This window comes from Gordonia sp. L191 (assembly GCF_030077625.1).
Taxonomy (GTDB): Bacteria; Actinomycetota; Actinomycetes; order Mycobacteriales; family Mycobacteriaceae; genus Gordonia; species Gordonia polyisoprenivorans_A.
Map to the genome: position 1 here is coordinate 430,251 of NZ_CP125996.1, position 20,270 is coordinate 450,520.

Sequence of the window (20,270 nt, forward strand, 5' to 3'; positions counted from 1 at the left end):
CGGTCAGGTCAGCCGGGCCGGAACTGGTTGCGGTGCATCGATGGTGACACGCCGAACCGGGCGACGAAGTTCTGGCGGAGGGTGACCTCGCTGCCGAATCCGCACCGGTGTGCGATGAGCCCGATGTCGAGGTCGGTGGTCTCGAGCAGGGTGCGGGCATGGGCGACCCGTTGCGTGGTCACCCATCGTGCGGGGGTGGTGCCGGTGGCGTCGCGGAAGTGGCGTAGAAAGCTGCGTCGGCTCATCCGGGCTCGGTCCGCCAGCGCCGACACCGACAGGTCGGAGTCCAGATGGCCGATCACCCATTCCAGCACCGCACTGACCGAGGTGTCGGATTCGCTTGTGGCGAGCGGATGTTCGATGTATTGCGCTTGGCCACCGTCGCGGTGCGGGGCGACCACCATGCGTCGGGCGACGCGATTGGCCAGGTCGGCGCCGCGCAATCGGCGCAGCAGGTGCAGGCAGGCATCGACCGACGACACCGTGGCGGCCGAGGTGATCACGTCGCCGTGGTCGATGTAGAGAACCGAATCGTCGACCCAGCCGCACCGCCCCCGACGCTCCAGCTCGCAGGTGCCCAGCCAATGCGTCACCGCGCCGCGGCCGTCGAGGAGACCGGTGTCGGCGACGGGGATGGCCCCGAGACACAGCCCGGCGATGATCGCGCCCCGCTCGTGGGCATCGAGCAGAGCCGAACGCACCACGTCGTCGATCTCCGGTGCCGACTCGGGCCACGACGGCACGATGACGATGTCCGCCGCGGTGGTCGCCTCGGGACCACTGATCCCGCTGAGGCGTTGCCCCATGTCGAGCTCGACATCTCCGGAACGGGCGGCCCACAAGGAGATCGACCACAGCGCCGGGTCGGGCGCCACCACCGCGGCCTCCCGGAAGACCATTTGCGGTGCAGCGACATGAAAGAGACTGACGCCGTCGAACACATGAATCGCGACTCGCATCGATGCACCTACTCCGTGGCACGATCTCATCGGAAAACGGCATTCGCGCCACTGTCGTGGGTGAGCGTAACGCAGCAGAGTGAGTCGGGGACGGCGAGGATGACCGTCCGCCGAGCCAGAAGGAAGGCCCGACATGACCGCACCCACCCGCGCACTCGTCGTCGTCGACGTCCAGAACGACTACTTCGATGGTCCGATGCAGATCCAGTACCCGCCGCGAGAGGGGTCGCTGGCCAACATCACCCGTGCCATCGACGCCGCGACCGAGGCCGGATTACCCATAGTGGCACTGCGGCACACCCTTCCGGCCGACTTCCCGGTGTACGCGGAGGGCTCGCACGGCTGGCAATTGCATCCGGACATCGAGCGGCGGGTCGGGGCGGACTGGAAGGTGGCCGACAAGCAGTTCGGTACCGTCTTCGCCGGCACAGGGGTCGGCGAGTGGCTCGCCGAGCGGGGCGTCGACACCATCACGATCGTCGGCTACATGACCAACAACTGCGATCTCGCGACCGCCGCCGAATCCGAGACGCGCGGCCTGACCGCGGAAATCCTCTCCGACGCGACCGGTGCCATCCACCTCGCCAACGACGCCGGCAAGGTGTCGGCGGAGCAGTTGCACAACACGCTGATGGTGCTCTATCACTCGAACTTCGCGGCCGTGGCCACGACGGACAACTGGCTTGCGGCGGTGAACGCCGGTGCGGCACTGGACAAGGGCAATCTCGTCGAGTCCGCGGTGGCGGGTGCGGCGGCCAACTCCTGACCTGCCAACAGCATTGGGCGCGCGAACATTCAGCGCCGGGCGATCCAGGTGGTTTTGAGGCCGGTGAATTTGTCGATCGCGTGGATTGACAGGTCCGCGCCGAAGCCTGATCCCTTGAAGCCGCCGAACGGTGTGCCCGGCGACAACGCGTCGACGGTGTTGATCGACACGGTGCCGGCATGCAGCGCCTCGGACACACGCAGGGCTCGGTCGAGGCTCGCCGTCCACACCGACGCGGCCAGCCCATACGGGGTGTCGTTGGCCAGTGCGACGGCTTCTTCCTCGGTGTCGAAGGGGATCATCGCGAGCAGCGGGCCGAAGATCTCGTCGGTCACCACCGGCGAGTCGACCGGCAGGTCGGTGACGACGGTCGGTTCCAGGAAGAAGCCGGTATCGCCGATCCGGTTGCCGCCGAGGATGATCCGTCCGTCGGTGTGGGCGCGGTCGATGTAGCGCAGGACGAGGTCGAGTTGCTTGCGCGAGACCATCGCACCGGCGCTCGATGCCGGATCGAGAGGGTCGCCCGGCAGGTAGGCCGCCGCCTTGTCGATCAGTGCGGCGGCAAACTCGTCGACGATGTCACGCTGGATCAGTAGACGACTGTTGGCCGAGCACACCTCGCCCTGGTTGCCGAAGATCCCGAAACACGCCATCTCCGCGGCCTGCTCGAGATCTGCGCAATCGGCGAAGACGATGTTGGGGCTCTTGCCGCCGCATTCGAGCCACACCTGTTTCATGTTGGACTCGGCGCTGTAGGCCAGGAACTTCTTGCCCACCTCCGTCGACCCGGTGAAGGTGAGGCAGTCGACGTCGGGGTGTCGTCCCAGAGCTGCTCCGGCGGTGGCCCCGAGGCCCGGTACCACGTTGAACACTCCGGCGGGTATGCCTGCATCCAGGGCGATCTCGGCCATCCGCAGTGCCGACAGAGGTGACTCCTCGGCGGGTTTGAGGACCACGGAGTTGCCTGCGGCCAGGGCTGGAGCGAGTTTCCAGGCGGCGATGTCGAGCGGGAAGTTCCACGGCACCACCGCGCCGATCACTCCCAGGGGGACGCGCCGCACCATGGCGACGCTTCCGTCGGCGGTCGGCGGAAGCTCACCGGGGATCTTGTCGATGACCTCGCCGTAGTAGCGAAAGACCGCAGCCGCGCCGGGTATCTCCACGTCGAGCGAATCGGTGATGGCCTTCCCCATCTCCAGGGTGACGAGCAGCGCGAGTTCGTCGCTGTGGTCGAGCAGAAGATCGGCGAAGCGGTTGAGTACCGCGCCACGCTCGGCGGCCGACAGGCGGGACCACCGGCCGTCGTCGAAGGCCCGTCGAGCCGCCACCACCGCGGCGTCGACGTCGGCCGCGTCGCACGCGGACACGCTCACCAGCACCTCTTCGGTCGCCGGGTTGACGACGTCGAAGGTGGAGCCTGAGATCGCGGGTACCGGGCGACCGTCGATGAGTGCGTCGGTGGGCGGCTTCAGGCCGGCCGCTCGCGCGTGCCAGTCGATCGGGGTGGGTGCGGAGGGTGCGGGCATGGACCCAGGATGGCCGATGTCCGCGCCGGTCGATAGATCCAGTTGAGCCGAATTATTGGATGATCTGCATCGGTTCAGCCGAAGATTGCGGCGTGGGTATTGCATCGACTCCGGTGATACAGAAGCCAGAAAGATTCTGTTTTCTCTGGGATGGCCGGTGTCGAATACTGGCCGAACAGCGATCACGATCCCAGCCAGGAGCCGACCAACCCATGACGAGCACACCAGAATCCGGCGCCCCGGGTGCCGCGCCGGCACTCGAACGCCGCACCATCGATCACATTCCGCATGACGAACGGCACGGTCGCGCCCGCGACATCTTCACCGTGTGGTTTGGCTCCAACATCATGCTCCTGACGATCATCACCGGCGCGCTCGCGACCACCGTGTTCGGTCTGCCGTTGTGGGCCGGGGCGCTCGCGGTGATCGCCGGCAACGTCGTCGGCGGTGTCGTGATGGCGTTGCACGCCGCGCAGGGTCCGCAGATGGGCGTGCCTCAGATGCTGCAGACCCGCGCCCAGTTCGGCTCGCTGGGAAGCCTTCTGGTGGTGGTGCTCGTCGTCTTCATGTACCTGGGGTTCTTCGCCTCCAACGCGGTCCTCGGTGGCAAGGCCTTCGCGGCGGTGACCGGCCTGCCGACCAACTGGGCGATCGTGATCATCGGTGCGATCAGCGTCGGTGTCACCATCATCGGCTACCGGTTGATCCACTCGATGGCCGCGGTGTTGTCGGTGGTGGCGGGTGTGGCATTGATCATCGCGTTCGTGTGGATGGTCGGGGTGCAGGGCCTGCCCACCGGCACGTGGCATGGCGGCGGATTCGGCTGGGCCGGTTTCATGGCCACCTTCTCGGCCGCGGCACTATGGCAGATCGCTTATGCGCCCTACGTTTCCGACTACACGCGGTATCTACCCAAGGACACCGGGGTGACCACCGCGTTCTGGGCCACCTACTCCGGCTGTGTACTCGGATCGGTGCTGCCGATGCTCCTCGGTGTGGTCGTCGGTGCAGCTCTGCCCGCCGCCGACACCCTCGACGGCCTGTCGACGCTGACCCACGGCATCTCGACCGGGCTCTTCGTGATCTTCGCGGTGGGCATCAGCGTCACCAACGGGATGAACCTCTACTGTGGTGCATTGTCGACGATCACCATCGGGCAGAACATCTTTGCGTGGTGGCGTCCGCAGGCCACGAGCCGCGCGGTGATCGCCGTCGTGCTGTTCGCCATCGCCATGGCGCCTGCCCTTCTCAGCGCCGACGACTTCCTGGCCAACTACGCCAATTTCCTTTCCCTGCTGCTGTGCGTGCTGATCCCGTGGACCGCGGTCAACCTCGTCGACTATTACCTGTTGCGCCACGGTGACTACGACATCGACTCGCTGTTCGCCAAGGACGGTGGAGTCTATGGTCGCTTCAACTGGACGGCCATCACTTGTTACGTCCTCGGCATCGCGTTGCAGATCCCTTTCCTCTCGACCACCCTGTGGGTCGGTCCTATTGCTACATCGCTCGGCGGCGTGGATATTTCGTGGCTGGTGGGGCTCGCGGTGATCTGCCCCCTCTACTACGTGCTGATGCGCGCGAAGATGCCTGTGCCGTCGGCCTCGCTGGTGTCGGGGTCGGTCGCGTGATGAGCGACTACGTGGTGGTTGGCGGTGGCACCGCAGGCTGTATCGTCGCCGCACGGCTCAGCGAACGCCCCGACGTCACGGTGACGGTGCTCGAGGCCGGTCCCGACGACGAGCACGAGCCTCGTGCCCGATCGATCCGCCGGTGGGCGGAGATGATCGAGAGCGAGTACGACCAGGATTACCGCAGCATCCCGCAGGAGTGCGGGAACTCGGGAATCCGCCAGTCGCGCATGCACATTCTCGGTGGATGCTCGACCGCCAACACGATGATCACCTGGCGGCCGCTGGCCGCGGACCTCGAGGAGTGGGCCGACCTCGGCGTCGTCGGCTGGGATGTGCACACCCTCGGACGATGCTTCGATCGACTGGCCACCCCCATCACGCCGGTCGCCGAGCAGGATCGCAACCCCTACGTGGCCGACGTCGTCGCCGCAGCCGGGGAGGCGCTCGGCCTGCCTTTGCGGACGGCGTGGAACAGCGACGACGACTTCGCCTCGACGGGAGAGGGCGCCGGCTTCTTCGAGATCGGCTACGCCCCGGACACCAATCTCCGGTCATCGACGTCGGTGCACTATCTCCATGACGTCCGGTCGCGCGCCAATCTGACTCTGCTGCAGAATAGTTCGGTTTCTCGAATCCTGTTCGACGGGACACGCGCGGTGGGTGTGGTGGCCGTCGACGAGAACGGGGCCGAGTACGAGGTGCGCGCCGCAGTGGAGGTGATCGTGTGCGCCGGTGCTCTCGGATCGCCGGCTATCCTGCAGCGATCGGGGATCGGGCCCGCGGACGTGGTGGGCGCCGCCGGGGTGCCGGTGTTGCTCGACCTGCCCGGGGTGGGCGAGAACCTGATGGATCATGCCGAGGGGCTGATCGTCTGGGAGACCGATCGCGACGTGCCGTCGACCTGCGCGACCGGCTGGGATGCCGGTGCGGCGCTGCGGATCTCGGCCGACAGCCCGGCACGGCCGGACGTGCTGATGCACTTTCCGGTCGAGGCCGTCGCCGATCATGCCGTCGCCGCCGGTGCGGAACTGCCCGAGCACATCGTCTCGATCGCACCCAATGTGGCCAAGCCCCGCAGCCGCGGGCGGGTGTGGATCACCGATGCCGATCCGGCGACGCCGCCGGCCATCGACTACCGGTACTTCACCGATCAGTCCGGGGCGGACGAGGCCGTGCTGCTGGCCGGTGTTCGTGCGGCCCGTCGCATCGCCGAGTCCGAGCCGATGGCGAAGTGGATTGTCCGAGAGGTATTCCCGGGCCCGGACGTGGTCGGCGACGAGGAGCTCTCGGCCGCGCTGCGAGCGACGCACCAGACGGTCTATCACGTGTCCGGCACGTGCCGCATGGGTCGCGATGGTGACCCGCTCGCCGTTCTCGACAGCGATCTGAGGGTGCGTGGCGTGAGCGGTGTGCGGGTGGTGGATGCGTCGGTGCTGCCGACGCTGACCTCGGTCAATCCGGTCGGCACCATCATGAGCATCGCCGAACGTGCCGCCGAACTCATTGCCGCCGAACTCATTGCGCCGGTCGGGGCGTCCGCGTCTTAACTCCCGAACAGATCCCGGCAGAGTTCGGCCACCACGGCCGCGCGGCGCGTGGGACGGGCGGCGACCGCGCTGAGCAGCACCATCGTGAGTGCCGGTGCGTCGTCGGCGATGGGGATCGCCGCGACCTCGTGTCCGTCGAGTGCCACCGGCACCGCCGACTGCAGGTTGAGCACTGTGTAGGCCAGTCCCCGTCCGACGAGCGCCCGACATGTCTCGACCGTCGTGGAGCGGTAGCGGATCGCCGGCTCCACCCCGGCGTCGCCGAAGACACGTCCGAAGTAGTCGCGACTGTGCGGTAGATCGAGCAGGGCCATTGGCTCGTCGGCGAGTTCGCGCAGCCGCAACGACTTTCGCTTTGCCAACCGGTGGGTCCCCGACACGAGCACGTACGGCGGTACGGTACGCAGCGGCCACCGTTTGAGACGGGCGTCGTCGACGAGGTCGTATCCGATACCGAGTTCGAAGGTGCCGTCGGCGACGCCCTCGGCGAGATCGGCGAGGTCGACCTCGGTGGTCTGCAGATGTAGACGCGGAAGCTTTTCCGCAGCGGTGCTGAGCAATTCGGGTAACAGGTACGGCGCCATCACCTCGAAGCAGCCGATCGACAGCGATCCGGTCAGTGAGCCGCCCAGTCCGTGCGCGATGGACCGCAGATCGGCCGCGGAGGTCAGCAGTTGCCTGCTCGCCACGAGGAGCTCCCGACCCGACGGGGTCAGGGTGATGCCCTTCGCGTGATGACGCACCAACAGCTGCACGCCGAGGGCACCCTCGAGGTCGGTCAGGGCCGTCGACATCGCCGACTGTGAAAGATGGACGGCGGCGGCGGCTTTGGTGATACTGCCGGCCTCGGCGACCGCAACGAAGTACTCGAGTTGCCGCAGGGTGTAGTCGGCCATGTTCCGCCTCCGTTGATTCGACTGAACCGATATTAAACCAAGAAAACAACGACTGTACAGATGTGATCGCCAGACTCAGTCTTGTAGTGCACGTCATACTTTTTCTCGCAATCAGGAGTTGTTTCATGGGAACTCATCCAGTAGGCCAGGACGGTCCGGATCTGCATCTGAAACGGTCGCTCCGGCGCCTCGACGTCCCGATCATGATCTTGTCGGCGCTGATCAGCCTCGACATGGTCGGTGAGATCTCGTCGTTCGGCGGCGAGACGTTCACCTGGTTGCTCGTCCTGGCACTGCTCTGGATGATCCCGTACGGGCTGGTGACGGCCGAGTTGGGCAGCGCTTTCCCCGACGAGGGCGGCCTCTACGAATGGGTCAAGCGCGCCTTCGGCCGCCTACCCGGATCGATCGCCACCGTCATGTACTGGTCGATCAATCCGCTGTGGATCGGCGGCTCGCTTGCGTTCATCAGTACCCAGGCGTGGAGCGGCTTCATTCATCCGGTGGGTTCGGGAACGCTCGGAGACTTCGCCTTCAAGATCGTTTTCGTGTGCGCCTCGGTGGGGGTGACGCTCCTGTCGATGCGACGAGCACGCGTGATCTTCCGGATCGGCACCTATCTCAAGCTCGGCCTCGCCGCGGTCTTCCTGATCACCACCGTCGTCTACGGCATCGACCACGGTTTTCACGGCATCGGTGCGGTCAGCTGGTCGCCCACGATGGCCGGATTCCTGGGACTCGTTCCGCTGCTGCTGTTCTCGCTCGTCGGGTTCGAGGTACCGAGTCAGGCGGGCGGCGAGATGGCCAACCCGCAGCGCGACGTACCGCGCGGTATCGCGCTCGGCGGGTTCGTCGGACTGGCGGTCTATGCGCTGCCCGTCCTGGCGCTGCTGCTGGTCCTTCCGGCCGAGGCGATCACCGGAATCGGCGGATTCATGGCCGCGGTGGACACTGTCTTCGGTGTCTACGGTCCGGCCGCGTCGATCCTGGTCAAGATCGCGGTCGTCGCCTTCATCATCGGACTCGGCATCACCGGCGCCACGTGGGCGGTGGCGGCCAATCGCGCTCTGGCAGTGGCGGCCTCCGACGGAGGCTTCTTCCCGTACTTCGCGCGCTTCGACGAGAAGCGCAATTCGCCGGTGCGTGTCAACGTCTTCACCGGCGTCATCGCGCTGCTGTTCATGATCGTCGGCGTCCTCTTCTCGCGCGGCGACAGCGCCGCCACCTTCACCGTCGTCCTCACCATCACCATCTCGACGTCCCTGGTCGCCTATCTGTTCGTGTTCCCGGCAGCACTGCGGCTGCGATTCACCCACGCCGACATCAAGCGCCCCTATGCGATCCCCGGGGGTCGCGCGGGCCTGACGGTGGCTGTAGCCCTGACCACGTTCTGGGCCGCGCTCGGTGTCTGGGTGGCGGTGTTCCCCGGGACCCTGGAGAACCTCATGGGTGTGCACTACGACTTCGTCGAGACCTGGGGAGTGGGTCGGCTGCGGTTCGAGGTGTTCACCCTGGGCACGCTCGCAGTGCTCGCCCTGATCGCGATCGCCGGCTACCTCCGAGGACGCGTGACCCCCTCGACGCCGGTCGGTACCGACACCCCGGCTGTCGCCGCACAGATCTCGTAGCCGGCATTCGCCGGATCACCTGTCACCGATCGATCACCCCTGAAGGAGTACCCATGAGCACCCTGCAATCGACCACCCCGCAGATCATCTCCACCGACGACGCTGCCCGCACCGCGATGACGCCGAGCGCCTACGTCACCCCGGAGACCCTGCGCGCCGGCGACCCCGCCGAGCGCGAGGCCGCCCACCTCGTCAGCGCGGACGAGAAATTCGTCGTCGGCTCGTGGTCGGCACAGCCATACACCGAGTTCATCGAGTCCTATCCGGGTGACGAGTATGCGCGGGTCCTCGAGGGATCGGTCACGCTCACCGGTGACGACGGTGTGGCGCATACGATCTCCGCCGGCGAGGCGTTCACCCTGCGACGTGGCTGGCGTGGCGAGTACCGCGTGACCCAGCCGCTGCTCAAGCAGTTCGCGCTGTATCTGGGCTGACGCGGCGTCACGCCGTCGGCCCGCGCCCGGCCACTGCCGAAACCCGGGGAGCAACATTCCTCCCCGGGTTTCGTGTTCGTCGGAAGATGTCTCTCGCCGACGACGGCACTCAGATGGCGTGCACCACGGTGCCGCCCACCATCGTCATCGTCGCGGTCAGAGCCCCGATGTCGACGGCCGTGCGGATGTCTTCATCGAGCACGACGAGGTCGGCGTCCTTGCCGACGGTCAGCGAGCCCGCGCGATCCTCGGCGTGCATGGCGCGGGCGGAGCCGACCGTGTAGGCGTCGACGGCCGCGCGCAAGGTGATGGCCTCCCCGGCGACGAGCGGTACCGTCCGGGCGTCGTCTCCGATGGCGTGCGGATCGGCGATCGACCCCGTTCGGTGCACCGCGGTGTGGATGGCCCACAACGGATTAGGATCGGTCACCGGCCAGTCGCTGCCCATTGCGAGCGCCCCGCCCTCGGCCCGGATCGACCCGAACGGGAAGTGGAAGGGTTCGCGATCGGGTCCCAGTAGCGGGAGCTTGCGTTCGACGATCTCGGTATCGCGTCGCGCCCAGAGTGCCTGGATGTTGGCGATGACGCCGAGTTGCGCGAACCGCGGGATGTCGGCCGGGTCGACCACGTCGAGGTGAGCGATCTGATGCCGGGCATCGAAGCCGGGGCGTGCCGACCGCGCGGCGCCCAGCGCATCGAGGCATTCGCGGACCGCCCGATCGCCGACGGCGTGCATGTGGATGTGAAAGTCGTTGCGCACCAATAGTGCACACACCTGCGCGAGCTCGGCGGGATCGATGAAGGACAGTCCTGTCGGAGATGCTCCGGCCGGCAGGTCTGAGTACGGCGCCAACATCGCGGCGGTGCAGTTCTCGCAGATGCCGTCCTGCATCACCTTCACGGTGTCGACGTGAAAGCGGTGTCCCCGGCCCTGTGCTCGACGCTCCCGCAGGGTGTCGAGCTGCCCGACGCCCTCGTCGGCGGCCCACCACAGGGCGCCGCAGACGCGGGCGGTCAGCTCGCCCGCGGCATCGGCGGCGAGGTAGGTGGCGAGGGTATCCGACAGCCCGAACGCCGGGATGTCGACGCCGGCATCTTGCCAGCCGGTGACACCCGCCGCATGCAGGCGCTGCTGTGCGATCAGCAGTGCGCGCCGCAGGAAGGCCTCGTCGTAGTCGGGGATCAACGCATTCGCCGGATCGCCGGCGCGCTCGAAGAGGATTCCGGTCGGTGTGCCGTGCGCGTCCCGCTCGATGCGGCCGCCGCTGGGGTCGGGTGTCGATGTGTCGATGCCGACCCTGCGGAGAGCCTCGCTGTTGACCCACACGCCGTGACCGTCATGGCTCGAGAGCACCACCGGGCGGTCGGCGACGACCTCGTCGAGATCGCCGCAGGTGGGTAGACCACCGACGAAAGCATCTCCGTACCAACCGCTTCCACTGATCACCGGCTCGTCCGGATGGGCACGCGCATATGCGGCGATCGCGTCGAGGTAGCCGCGTCGGGTGTGCGGCAGCTCGGACAGGTCGCACCGGAGGGCGGCGAGCCCGCCGGCCACCGGATGCACGTGGGCGTCGATGAAGCCCGGCAGGAGGCTTGCGCCACCGAGGTCGTGGACTTCGGTGGCAGGCCCGAGCAGTGCCCGATCGACGCCGCGGCCGACGGAGATGATCACTCCGTCGGCCACGGCGAGGGTATCGGCACCGCTCACGTCATCCGGCCGCCAGAGTGCGGCATTGGTGAAGACATGAGAGGCGTACATGGTTACTCCTTCGGGCCGGTCACGAGGCCGTCACCGGTGTCCGGAACACCGGTTCGATGGACAACTGGGTGACCTCGCGCCGGAACGGCACCGGGTCATCGGACTTCTCGACGTCGAGTTCCTCGGCGTACCGATGGCCCGCCCACACCGCGGCGGCGATCGTCGAGGGTGCCCACGCGTCGCCGATGCCGCGTACCGAGCGCACGCCTGCGGCAGACCACTCGTCGGCGCGTGCATGCAGGGCCGTGTACAGCTCGTCGTGGGGGAGTCGGGCGGTGACGAGGACGACGGCGTCGGCGTCGAGTTCTCCGGTGCGCCCGGTGAATCGGCAGGCGGTGCCGACGCCGCCGGCACCGATCGCGGTGAGCGCGGTGTCGGTGCGGACCTCCACGCCGGCCTCGATGATCCGAGCCCGGATGCGGTGGGCCTCCATGGTGTTCACCGTCCATTGCGACACCTGCGGCGCGGGGGTGACCAGGGTGACCGCATACCCCTCCTTGGCGAGCAACTCCGCGATGACGGCGCCGAGGTAGTAGTGGTCGTCGTCGAAGAGCACGATGCGCTTTCCGGCGGGACGAAGCCCGGCGATGATGTCGTCGGGGGTGAGGACTTCGGGGGTGGGGTCGATCTCGATGGGGTGGGTGTGCCAGCGGCCCACCCCATCACGACGCCACGACGAGCCGGTGGCGACCACCACGTGGTCGAAGCCGTACTCGAGGATGTCCTGCTCGGTCATCGGTGACTCGCGATAGACCTCCACGTTGTCGAGACGATCGAGCTGTTGCAGCCGGTAGTCGACGACCCGAATCCATGCGGACAGGCCGGGGAGCGTGGACTCCTTGGCCACGCGCCCGCCGAGTACGCGGCTCGCCTCGGTGAGGGTCACCGGATAGCCGCGGTTGCCCAGCGAGCGCGCGGCTTCCAAGCCCGCCGGCCCGGCTCCGACCACGAGCACCGACGACGTCGAGGTGGCCGGCGCGATGCGTTCGGGATGCCAGCCGCGACGGAACTCCTCACCCATGGTCGGGTTCTGGGTGCAGCGAATGGGCGACATGGTGAAGTCGCCGGACACGCAGATGTTGCAGCCGATGCATTCGCGGATGTCCGCGAGATCTCCACGTTCGATCTTGTTGGGCATGAACGGATCCGCGATGGAGGGCCGGGCGGCGCCGATGAGATCGAGGATGCCGCTGCGGACGTGGCGGACCATGGTGTCCGGGGAGGTGAAGCGGCCCACGCCGACAACGGGTTTCGTGGTGAGCTGCTTGAGTCCGGTGACGAACGGTTCCTGTTCGGCCTCGGGGCCGAACCGCGAGGTCACCGAATCGTCCTCCCAGCTGCCGAGCACCAGGTCCCAGAGGTCGGGGTGCTCGCCGATGAGGCCGAACACGTCCTCCATCTCCGCGCGGGTGATGCCGTCGTCACCGAGGAGTTCATCCACCGAGATGCGGCAGGCGACAGCCGCTTTGCCGTCGGCGATCTCCCGGGTGTCCTCGAGGATCTCGCGGATCAACCGCACCCGATTCTCCAGGCTCCCGCCGTACTCGTCGGTGCGGTTGTTGTAGCGGGGCGAGAGGAAGTGGTGCAGGCCGCCGATGGCGTGCCCGGCGTAGACGTAGACGATGTCGTAGCCCGCTCGCAGTGACCGGTGCACCGAGTCGGCGTGCCACTTGCGTAGGTCGACGATGTCGGACTTGCTCATCGCGCGTGCCTGAACCGGATCGAAGTTCCATGAGACGACGGGCAGATGTTGTGGCGCCAAGGGGGTTTCGCGGCTGATGAGATTGGGGCTGTTGAGGCCGTTGTGTGCCAGCTCGATGCCGGCGAGTGCGCCACCCTCGTGGATCTGCTCGGCGATGCGGGCGATCGCCGGCATGTCCTTGTCGTCCCAGAGGCGTAGCTCGATGAACGGGCCGATGTCGGAGGTGGGGTGTATCTCCACCTGCTCGGTGCAGACCACGGCCCAGCCTCCCTCGGCCTTGGTGCGGCGCATCGCGGCCTCGCCGGAGGGATCGCGGTACCCCATGCCGTTGCAGTGCGGCACCTGGAAGAAGCGGTTGCGGGCGGTGACCGGTCCGATGGTGACCGGTTCGAAGAGGACGTCGTAGCGGGGATCGCGCATGGGAACACTCCGGGGGGGGGGCTGGACTGGGAGGGAGCACCTCATTCTTTGGGTTCAATCTCAAAGAATGAATCGACGGTATCGCGAGCTCGGCCACCGCGCACAGCTGTCAGCGGGATCTCGTCGTGCGAAGATCCGATCCGTGACATCGGCTGGATCGATGCAGCCGGGGCATGTTGCATCACCCTGCGGTGCAAGGCAGGATCGGCACACATGGCCAGACCTCGAAGACAGGATGCCAGGCGCTCCGAGATCATCACCGCCGCAACGGTTGCCATCGCCGAGCGAGGATTGATCGGGCTGCGGCTCAAGGACATCGCCGAGGCCGCGGCGATGTCGGCGGGCTCGGTCGCCTATTACTACCCAGAACTCGACGACCTCCTGCTCGCCGTCCACGAGCGGGCGGTCGAACGGTTCCACGGGGGTCGGCGAACGGCCATGACCACCCAGGACGATCCGGTGGGACGGTTGCGGATGCTGGTGGACCTCGGTGTCTGCGACCCTGACGATCCGATGTGGCCCGCACTGTACGAGTTGCATCTGCACAGCGCGCGCGAACCGCGTCATGCCGAACTGATGTCGAGACTGTTCGAACTCGAGGTCTCGCTCTACCGCGACGTCATCTCCGCCGGGGTGGAGTCCGGTGTCTTCGACCTCGGCGATGACGCCGAACGGATCGCGGCCACGGCGGTGGCTCTCGAGGATGGCTACGGCATCCACCTCGTGGCCCGTAACCGCGAGGTGGATGCCGACGCCGCGCGTACCGCACTCCGTGGCTACCTCGCTGCGGTACTCGCCTGCGCCGACATCATCGGCGGTCGCGCGCGACCTCGACCGCCGAGTGCGGACGCGACAGGAGTGCAGGACTGAATATGCGTGCCAGGACGTCGTCGTCGACGAGTAGGGAGCGCCGGACCAGATCGGGAATCGAAGCGCCGGTGGCGATCGCCTCGGCCACCAGGGCGGTGGCCACCTCGTAACCGAGCAGCGGATTCAGTACGGTGGCCAGGCTCGCCGATCCCATGACGGCCTCGCGCATACGATCGGGATTGGCGGTGATGCCTGCGATGCAGCGTTCGCCGAGAACGTCCACGGCGGCGGTCAGGTGGGTCAGCGACGACAGCAGTGCACGAGCCATGATGGGCTCGAATGCGTTGAGCTGTAACTGTCCGGCCTCGGCGGCCATGGTGATCGTCAGATCATTGCCGACCACCTCGAAGGCCACCTGGTTGACCGCTTCCGGGATCACCGGATTGACCTTGCCCGGCATGATGCTCGACCCCGCCTGCACCGGCGGGAGATTGATCTCGTTGAAGCCTGCGCGGGGTCCGGAGGACAAGAGCCGCAGATCATTACAGATCTTGGACAGCTTCACCGCGGCCCGTTTGGTGACCCCGGACAGCTGCACGAATGCGCCGACGTCGGAGGTTGCCTCCACGAGATCGCCGGCGGTGCTCAGCGGCAAACCGGTGATGCTGCGCAGATGTTCGCAGGCCCGTGCGGCGTACTCCGGATCGGTGTTGAGACCGGTCCCGATGGCGGTGCCGCCCAAGTTGATCTCGGCGATCAGCAGGGCAGCCTCGGCGATCCGGTCGGCGTCCTCGACGATGGTCACCGCGTACGCGCCGAACTCCTGGCCCAGGGTCATCGGCACCGCGTCCTGCAATTGGGTGCGTCCGAGCTTGAGCATGTCGCCGAATTCTTGCGACTTGGCCACACAGCGCGCCGCCAGTTCGCGCAGCGAGGTCTCCAGGGCGCGAGCGGCGAATCCGAGGGCCACCTTGACCGCCGTCGGGTAGACGTCGTTGGTGCTCTGCCCGAGATTGACGTGCTCGAGCGGGTGCACGACGGTGTAGGTGCCTCGCGGGTGACCGAGGATCTCGAGTGCACGGTTGGCGATGACCTCGTTGGCGTTCATGTTCGTCGACGTTCCCGCGCCGCCCTGGATCTGGTCGACAACGAACTGATTGTGTAGCGCGCCACCGCGAATCTCGGTACAGGCGTCCGTGATCGCCCCGGCGATGACTGGGTCGAGGAGCCCGAGTTCGCGATTGGTCTGCGCTGCTGCTTGTTTGACCGAGGCCAGTGCAATCACCAGATCGCGGTGGACGGCGATCGGAACCCCGCTGATCGGGAAGTTCTCGAGCGCACGGGCGGTGTGCACACCGTAGTAGGCCTCGGCGGGGATCTCCCGGTCGCCGAGCAGGTCGTGTTCGATACGGAAGGCGGCATGAGGCTCGGTGGACACGATGTTCTCCTCCGTTGGGTCGGTGGGGGACGGTGGGTCAGTGGGCGCCCAGCAGACGAGTCCGAACAGTCGACTGCATCGCGGCGTCGACAACGGTTCCCGCCATCGCGAGCGCACCGTGCGCGATCGCAGTCTCGGCGGCCGGGCTCAGGGTGGCCGCGGCGAACTCGGCCTGGTGATTGACCGCCGGCATCGAATCGATACCGATGTAGGGATGGATCGCGGGGAGTAGCTGCGACACATTGCCCATATCGGTCGATGCCCGTGCCATCATCGAGTCCGGTCCGGTCTCGAAACGCCGGCCGAGTGCGGTGGCACGACGTTCGTACAGTCCGAGAAGTTGCTCATCGGTGCGGAATTCGGCGTAGGGACGGGATTCGGGTGTCACAGTGAGCCGAGCCCCGGACGCCAGGGCGCCGGCCTCGAAGCAGCGCAGTACCCGGGGCGTCACCTCGGCGAGTTCGGCGAGCGTCTCGGCCCGCACATACCAGCGGCCCTCGGTGTGCTCGGCGATGGCGTTGGGCGCCTCCCCGCCACGGGTCATCATCCCGTGCACGCGCACCGACGACGGCAGCTGTTGCCGAAGCAGCCCGATCGCAACCTGCGCGACAGTGAACGCATCGGCGGCATTGACCCCGCGCTCGGGGTAGGCGGCGGCGTGTGCAGCCTTGCCGTGATACTCGATATGGTTGTGCGACACAGCAAATGGTCGGGCCCGCGCCACATCGACCGGTCCTGGATGCACCATTGCGGCAGCGTGTTGTCCATCGAAACCGTTGCGTTCGAGCATCTCGATCTTGCCCCCGCCGCCCTCTTCGGCAGGGGTGCCGATGACGGTCAGACGCAACCCGAGATCGTCGGTGAGCGGCGCGAGAGCGAGCGCCGCACCGACGGTGATCGCCGAGATCAGATTGTGGCCGCAGGCGTGACCGAGGCCAGGAAGTGCGTCATACTCGGCGCACAGCGCGAAATGGAGGTCGCCGGTCCCGATCGTCGCGGCAAAGGCGGTGTCGAGCCCGCAGTATTTCTCCGTGATCTCGAAGCCGGCGTCGGACAGGCGATCGGCCACCCGCCGCGCCGAACGTACTTCCTCCCAGGCAATCTCGGGATCATCGTACAGCTCCCGGGACAGCGTGGTCAGCAGCGAGTGGTCGGCGGCGATCTTTTCGGCGAGCGCCGAGTCAAGGGTGCTCACAGATCCCCCGGAACACCGTACGAGGGGGCGCGCGTCGGGTCGATACCGCGCACCCGGTAGTCGTCCTTCTGTGGTGCCCAGATCTGCCAGAGGGCACTCAGTTCGCCCACTGGGTCGTCGGCGAAATCGACCCGCAGATCGGTGACCGGCCAGTCGACGTCGGCCACGACGAGCAGTCCGGCCGAATGCACCGGGCCGGCCTCACCGCCGGCAGCGAGCGCATCACGTAGCCCGTCGAGTAGTCGCTCCTCGAGATGTTCTGCCCTACTGCGGGTGTAGCCGGTCACCAGTTCGGCGAGAACGCTCTCGTCGGCCAGGAGATTGCCGGCGGCGACCACGTTCTCGGCCTCGATGTGACCGTACACACCGAGGCTCTGCGAGCCCGAGTGCACTGCTGTCGTGCCATCGGCCCCGACCGCGGTGACCTGTCGATGGTCCGGAAAGCGCTCCCGCGACAGTGCATTTGCCAGAGCATCCGCCGCGTTGGCGCCAACAGCCATCTCATCGAGCACGGCGGTGCCCAGCGCCGGATTGGTGATGTTCTGCGAGGCGACCACACCGACACCTGGCCGCAGGTGCGCGCAGCGCGCGGCGACCGCCGGGCTCGACGAGCAGATCACGATGCCGAAGGCGCCCGTTGCCGGTTCGTGGGCGATCAGTGAGAGTGTCATCGATCGTCGGACTTCGGTTCGGTGAGAACGGGTTCGCTGACAACGGCGGTCGCATCGATCTCGACGAGCCACTCGGGTCGGGCGAGCGCCTCGACGACCAGTCCGGTGGAGACGGGGAAGACACCCGTGAGCCATCGGCCCATCACGCGGTACACGGTCTCGCGAAACCGGATGTCGGTGAGATACACGGTGACCTTGACGATGTCGCGCAGCGAACTCCCCGACTCGTCGAGCAGCATCGCGATGTTGGCCATGGCCTTGTCGGCCTGTGCCTCGACATCGCCGATGCCGATCGACTCGCGCGTGTCGAGGTCTTGTCCGATCTGACCGCGCAGGTACACCACGCCGCCTGCGACGACGGCCTGGCACAGATCGTTGTCGAGGTTCTGCTCGGGATAGGTGTCGCGGGTGTTGAACGGACGGATCCGGGTGTGGGTGACCCCGCGGGAGGGTGCGGCGCTCATGGAGAGAATCCTTTCGGCTGTCAGGTGTCGGGGCTCAGCGTGCGGCGAGAGCGGGCGCTTCGTAGGCGAGGTAACCGCGCTGGATGGCGATCTGATCGGCGAGATACTTGGCGTCGTGCCAGACACCCCAGATGAAGCTCGATCCGCGTCGCGACAGCCATGGCAGCCCGAGAAAATACACGCCGGGCTCGCTGGAGATACCGCGCTGATGCCGCGGCCGACCGAGTTCGTCGAGAGCCGCGACCTGTAGCCAGTCGTAGTCGTAGGCGAAGCCGGTGGCCCACACGATGGAGGTCACCGAATGCGCCGCCAGGTCGAGTGATCGGACCGGTGTGGTGACGCAGGCCGGATCGGGTCCGATGACCCGGGCCTGCGGTTCCTCGGGCAGATCGAGCCCGTTGCGGGCGATGTGGGCGTCGGCCTCGTCGAGCATCGACAGGTAGTTGGCGTCACCGGCCTCGATGTTGGCGCGCAGGTCGTCGGCAAAGGTCATGACTCCGTCGACGACGGCCTCCGCACGTCCGAGCAGGGTGATGCCATCGGCGGCGAGGCTGCGGAAATCGACGGTGTGTCCACCGTGAGCGCCGCTGACGGCGATCGTGACATGCTCGGCCCCGGCGGGCGGAACGGCCATGTCCCACTTGCCGAGAACGCCGAGCCACCAACAGAAGTCACGGCCGCGATAGCTGCGCGGGGGACGGTCGTGCGGTCCGACCGCAAGATAAACCGTACGCCCCGATTCGCGGAGTTCGTCGGCGATCTGCACACCCGACGAGCCGGCACCGACGACGAGTACCGCGCCGTCTGGTAGCTGCTGTGGCCGGTGATAGGAACTCGAATGGATCTGGTGCAGTGCCGAATCGGCGGGTACCAGCGGCGGGATGACGGGCTTCTGGAAGGCCCCGGTTGCCGAGACGACGAAGCGGGCGTCGATGGTGTCCTCGCTCGTTTCGACACGAAAACCCGAGCGGCCGTTGTGTCGTCGCACCGAGATCACCTCGACACCGGTGCGGATGGGCGCGGAGATCATCGAGGCGTAGGCTGCGAGATAGTCGGCGACGCCGTCCTTTCCGACGAAGGAATCGGGGTCGGCATCGAACTGCATGTTCGGGAAGCGGTCGTGCCACGCCGGCCCGTTGGCGACGAGGGAGTCCCACCGCCACGAGCGCCAGCGCTCGGCGACTCGATCACGCTCGAGCACCAGGTGCTCGATTCCCTGCGCGCCGAGGTGTTCACTCATGGCGATACCGGCCTGCCCGGCACCGACGATGACCACGTCGATCTGCTCGTTCTCCACTGCCAACCTCCAACGTTCGCCCAATGTCTCGTGCGTCGGATCAAGGATCGCGTGAAGCTATTGAATCTGTACAGCGGTATTAATCGGTGCATTGCATCGGTTTTCCCGAATGCTCTCAGAGCGGTCGACAACCCACGGAATCAATCGATCGGGGAGCCCGTTGCAGCGACCATGCGAGCAATCACCTATGACCGCTTCGGCGGCTCCGATGTCCTGACGCTGCGCGATCTCCCGACACCCCACGTCGGACCCGACTCCGTCCTCGTGCGCGTGCGCGCCTCGAGTGTCAATCCCGTGGACTGGAAGGTTCGCCAGGGCTACCTCGCCGAGGTCCTCGACACCGTGTTCCCGGTCGTCCCGGGATGGGATGTCGCCGGTGTCGTCGAGCAAGTGGGCTTGGACACACCGGAATTCGAGGTCGGCGACGAGGTGTTCGGCTACGTCCGCAAAGACGTCGTCGGTGGGGAGGTGGCGGGCGGAACGCTCGCCGAATTCGTCGCCGCGCCGGTACGAACCCTCGCCCGCAAGCCGGCCGGGTGGTCGTTCGAGCAGGCCGCGGCCGTTCCGCTCGCCGGGCTCACCGCGTACCAGACGATTCGGCGAGCGGGCGTGCGATCGGGGCACACCGTGCTCGTCCACGCCGCCGCCGGCGGTGTCGGCTCGTTTGCCGTCCAGATCGCGCGGTCGATGGGCGCCCGGGTGATCGGCACGGCGTCGGCCGCCAATCACGACTTCCTCCGACGCCTCGGTGCCGAACCCGTCACCTATGGACGGGGCCTGGCCGAGCGGGTACGCGCGCTCGAACCCGAGGGTGTGGACGCGGTCCTCGACTATGTCGGCGGTGACGCGCTGGACTCGGTACCGGAGGTGTTACGCGTGGGCGGCACCGTCGCGTCCATCACCGATGCGCGGGCGCGCGACGAATTCGGTGGCCAATACGTCTGGGTGCGGCCCGACGCCACCGACCTCGCAGAACTTGCCCGACTCGGCGAGACGGGTGCTTTGACTCCCGAGATCGCCGAGGTGTTCGACCTGGCCGATGCCACCGCCGCGCACGAGCGCAGCGAGTCCGGCCATGTGCGCGGGAAGATCGTCGTCCGCGTCTGAGATCGGCCGGCGCG

Annotated in this window: 17 protein-coding genes; 7 read left to right on the top strand and 10 right to left on the bottom strand. The window is 67.0% G+C overall.

Annotated elements, in window-relative coordinates; all coding sequences use genetic code 11:
- Nucleotides 1-8: 8 nt before the first annotated feature.
- Entirely contained in the window at nucleotides 9-959 is a 951-nt protein-coding gene (locus QNM97_RS02045; protein ID WP_283821381.1) for a GlxA family transcriptional regulator, read from the bottom strand.
- A gap of 133 nt (nucleotides 960-1,092) precedes the next feature.
- Here QNM97_RS02045 and QNM97_RS02050 point away from each other — a divergent pair, with 133 nt between their 5' ends.
- Nucleotides 1,093-1,725: an isochorismatase family protein gene (locus QNM97_RS02050; protein WP_283821382.1), complete on the top strand. Its 633-nt coding sequence runs from the start codon at nucleotides 1,093-1,095 to the stop codon at nucleotides 1,723-1,725.
- Between the two features lie 29 nt (nucleotides 1,726-1,754).
- On the opposite strand, the gene QNM97_RS02055 is transcribed toward QNM97_RS02050, so the two are convergent.
- Complete coding sequence (locus QNM97_RS02055) at nucleotides 1,755-3,251, bottom strand: aldehyde dehydrogenase family protein (protein WP_283821383.1); 1,497 nt, start codon at nucleotides 3,249-3,251, stop codon at nucleotides 1,755-1,757.
- Nucleotides 3,252-3,463: 212 nt separating this feature from the next.
- Here QNM97_RS02055 and QNM97_RS02060 point away from each other — a divergent pair, with 212 nt between their 5' ends.
- Together QNM97_RS02060 and QNM97_RS02065 are read left to right on the top strand one after the other, a co-directional pair.
- Nucleotides 3,464-4,882, top strand: coding sequence for a purine-cytosine permease family protein (locus QNM97_RS02060; protein ID WP_283821384.1), 1,419 nt, complete (start codon nucleotides 3,464-3,466; stop codon nucleotides 4,880-4,882).
- On the top strand, nucleotides 4,882-6,432 hold the full coding sequence (locus QNM97_RS02065) for a GMC family oxidoreductase (RefSeq protein ID WP_283821385.1): 1,551 nt from the start codon (nucleotides 4,882-4,884) through the stop codon (nucleotides 6,430-6,432). Before QNM97_RS02060 ends, QNM97_RS02065 begins: the two co-directional genes overlap by 1 nt.
- On the opposite strand, the gene QNM97_RS02070 is transcribed toward QNM97_RS02065, so the two are convergent.
- Entirely contained in the window at nucleotides 6,429-7,328 is a 900-nt protein-coding gene (locus QNM97_RS02070; RefSeq protein ID WP_079928701.1) for a LysR substrate-binding domain-containing protein, read from the bottom strand. The two genes, QNM97_RS02065 and QNM97_RS02070, sit on opposite strands and share 4 nt — an antisense overlap.
- 125 nt (nucleotides 7,329-7,453) lie before the next feature.
- Here QNM97_RS02070 and QNM97_RS02075 point away from each other — a divergent pair, with 125 nt between their 5' ends.
- Nucleotides 7,454-8,956, top strand: coding sequence for an APC family permease (locus QNM97_RS02075; RefSeq protein WP_283821386.1), 1,503 nt, complete (start codon nucleotides 7,454-7,456; stop codon nucleotides 8,954-8,956).
- 53 nt (nucleotides 8,957-9,009) lie between these two features.
- The gene (locus QNM97_RS02080) at nucleotides 9,010-9,390 is read left to right on the top strand and encodes a cupin domain-containing protein (protein ID WP_283821387.1); all 381 of its coding nucleotides are present in this window, start codon (nucleotides 9,010-9,012) and stop codon (nucleotides 9,388-9,390) included.
- A gap of 109 nt (nucleotides 9,391-9,499) precedes the next feature.
- Here the strand turns inward: QNM97_RS02080 and QNM97_RS02085 are convergent, their stop codons facing one another.
- Both QNM97_RS02085 and QNM97_RS02090 read right to left on the bottom strand, forming a co-directional pair.
- Nucleotides 9,500-11,152: an amidohydrolase gene (locus QNM97_RS02085; protein WP_283821388.1), complete on the bottom strand. Its 1,653-nt coding sequence runs from the start codon at nucleotides 11,150-11,152 to the stop codon at nucleotides 9,500-9,502.
- Nucleotides 11,153-11,171: 19 nt separating this feature from the next.
- Nucleotides 11,172-13,274 (bottom strand): oxidoreductase, encoded by a 2,103-nt coding sequence (locus QNM97_RS02090; protein ID WP_208792599.1) that lies wholly within the window; start codon nucleotides 13,272-13,274, stop codon nucleotides 11,172-11,174.
- Nucleotides 13,275-13,487: 213 nt separating this feature from the next.
- Between QNM97_RS02090 and QNM97_RS02095 the strand changes: the two genes are divergently transcribed.
- Nucleotides 13,488-14,144 (top strand): TetR/AcrR family transcriptional regulator, encoded by a 657-nt coding sequence (locus QNM97_RS02095; protein WP_079928705.1) that lies wholly within the window; start codon nucleotides 13,488-13,490, stop codon nucleotides 14,142-14,144.
- On the opposite strand, the gene QNM97_RS02100 is transcribed toward QNM97_RS02095, so the two are convergent.
- From QNM97_RS02100 to QNM97_RS02120, 5 genes are read right to left on the bottom strand one after another with little or no spacing between them, the layout of a single operon-like run.
- Entirely contained in the window at nucleotides 14,083-15,522 is a 1,440-nt protein-coding gene (locus tag QNM97_RS02100) for an aspartate ammonia-lyase (protein WP_283821389.1), read from the bottom strand. The genes QNM97_RS02095 and QNM97_RS02100 overlap by 62 nt on opposite strands.
- 37 nt (nucleotides 15,523-15,559) lie before the next feature.
- Nucleotides 15,560-16,717 (bottom strand): M20 family metallopeptidase, encoded by a 1,158-nt coding sequence (locus tag QNM97_RS02105; protein WP_502874978.1) that lies wholly within the window; start codon nucleotides 16,715-16,717, stop codon nucleotides 15,560-15,562.
- A complete protein-coding gene (locus tag QNM97_RS02110; RefSeq protein WP_283821390.1) occupies nucleotides 16,714-17,388 on the bottom strand; it encodes a DUF1028 domain-containing protein in 675 nt (224 codons plus the stop codon). The genes QNM97_RS02105 and QNM97_RS02110 overlap by 4 nt, the downstream gene beginning before the upstream one ends.
- Nucleotides 17,385-17,852, bottom strand: a complete 468-nt coding sequence (locus QNM97_RS02115; RefSeq protein ID WP_006369744.1) for a RidA family protein — start codon at nucleotides 17,850-17,852, stop codon at nucleotides 17,385-17,387. Before QNM97_RS02115 ends, QNM97_RS02110 begins: the two co-directional genes overlap by 4 nt.
- 34 nt (nucleotides 17,853-17,886) lie before the next feature.
- Nucleotides 17,887-19,149 carry a flavin-containing monooxygenase gene (locus tag QNM97_RS02120; RefSeq protein WP_283823071.1) on the bottom strand — a complete coding sequence of 421 codons (1,263 nt, stop codon included), beginning with the start codon at nucleotides 19,147-19,149 and terminating at the stop codon, nucleotides 17,887-17,889.
- Nucleotides 19,150-19,320: 171 nt separating this feature from the next.
- Here QNM97_RS02120 and QNM97_RS02125 point away from each other — a divergent pair, with 171 nt between their 5' ends.
- Nucleotides 19,321-20,256: an NADP-dependent oxidoreductase gene (locus QNM97_RS02125; RefSeq protein ID WP_283821391.1), complete on the top strand. Its 936-nt coding sequence runs from the start codon at nucleotides 19,321-19,323 to the stop codon at nucleotides 20,254-20,256.
- Nucleotides 20,257-20,270: the final 14 nt, after the last annotated feature.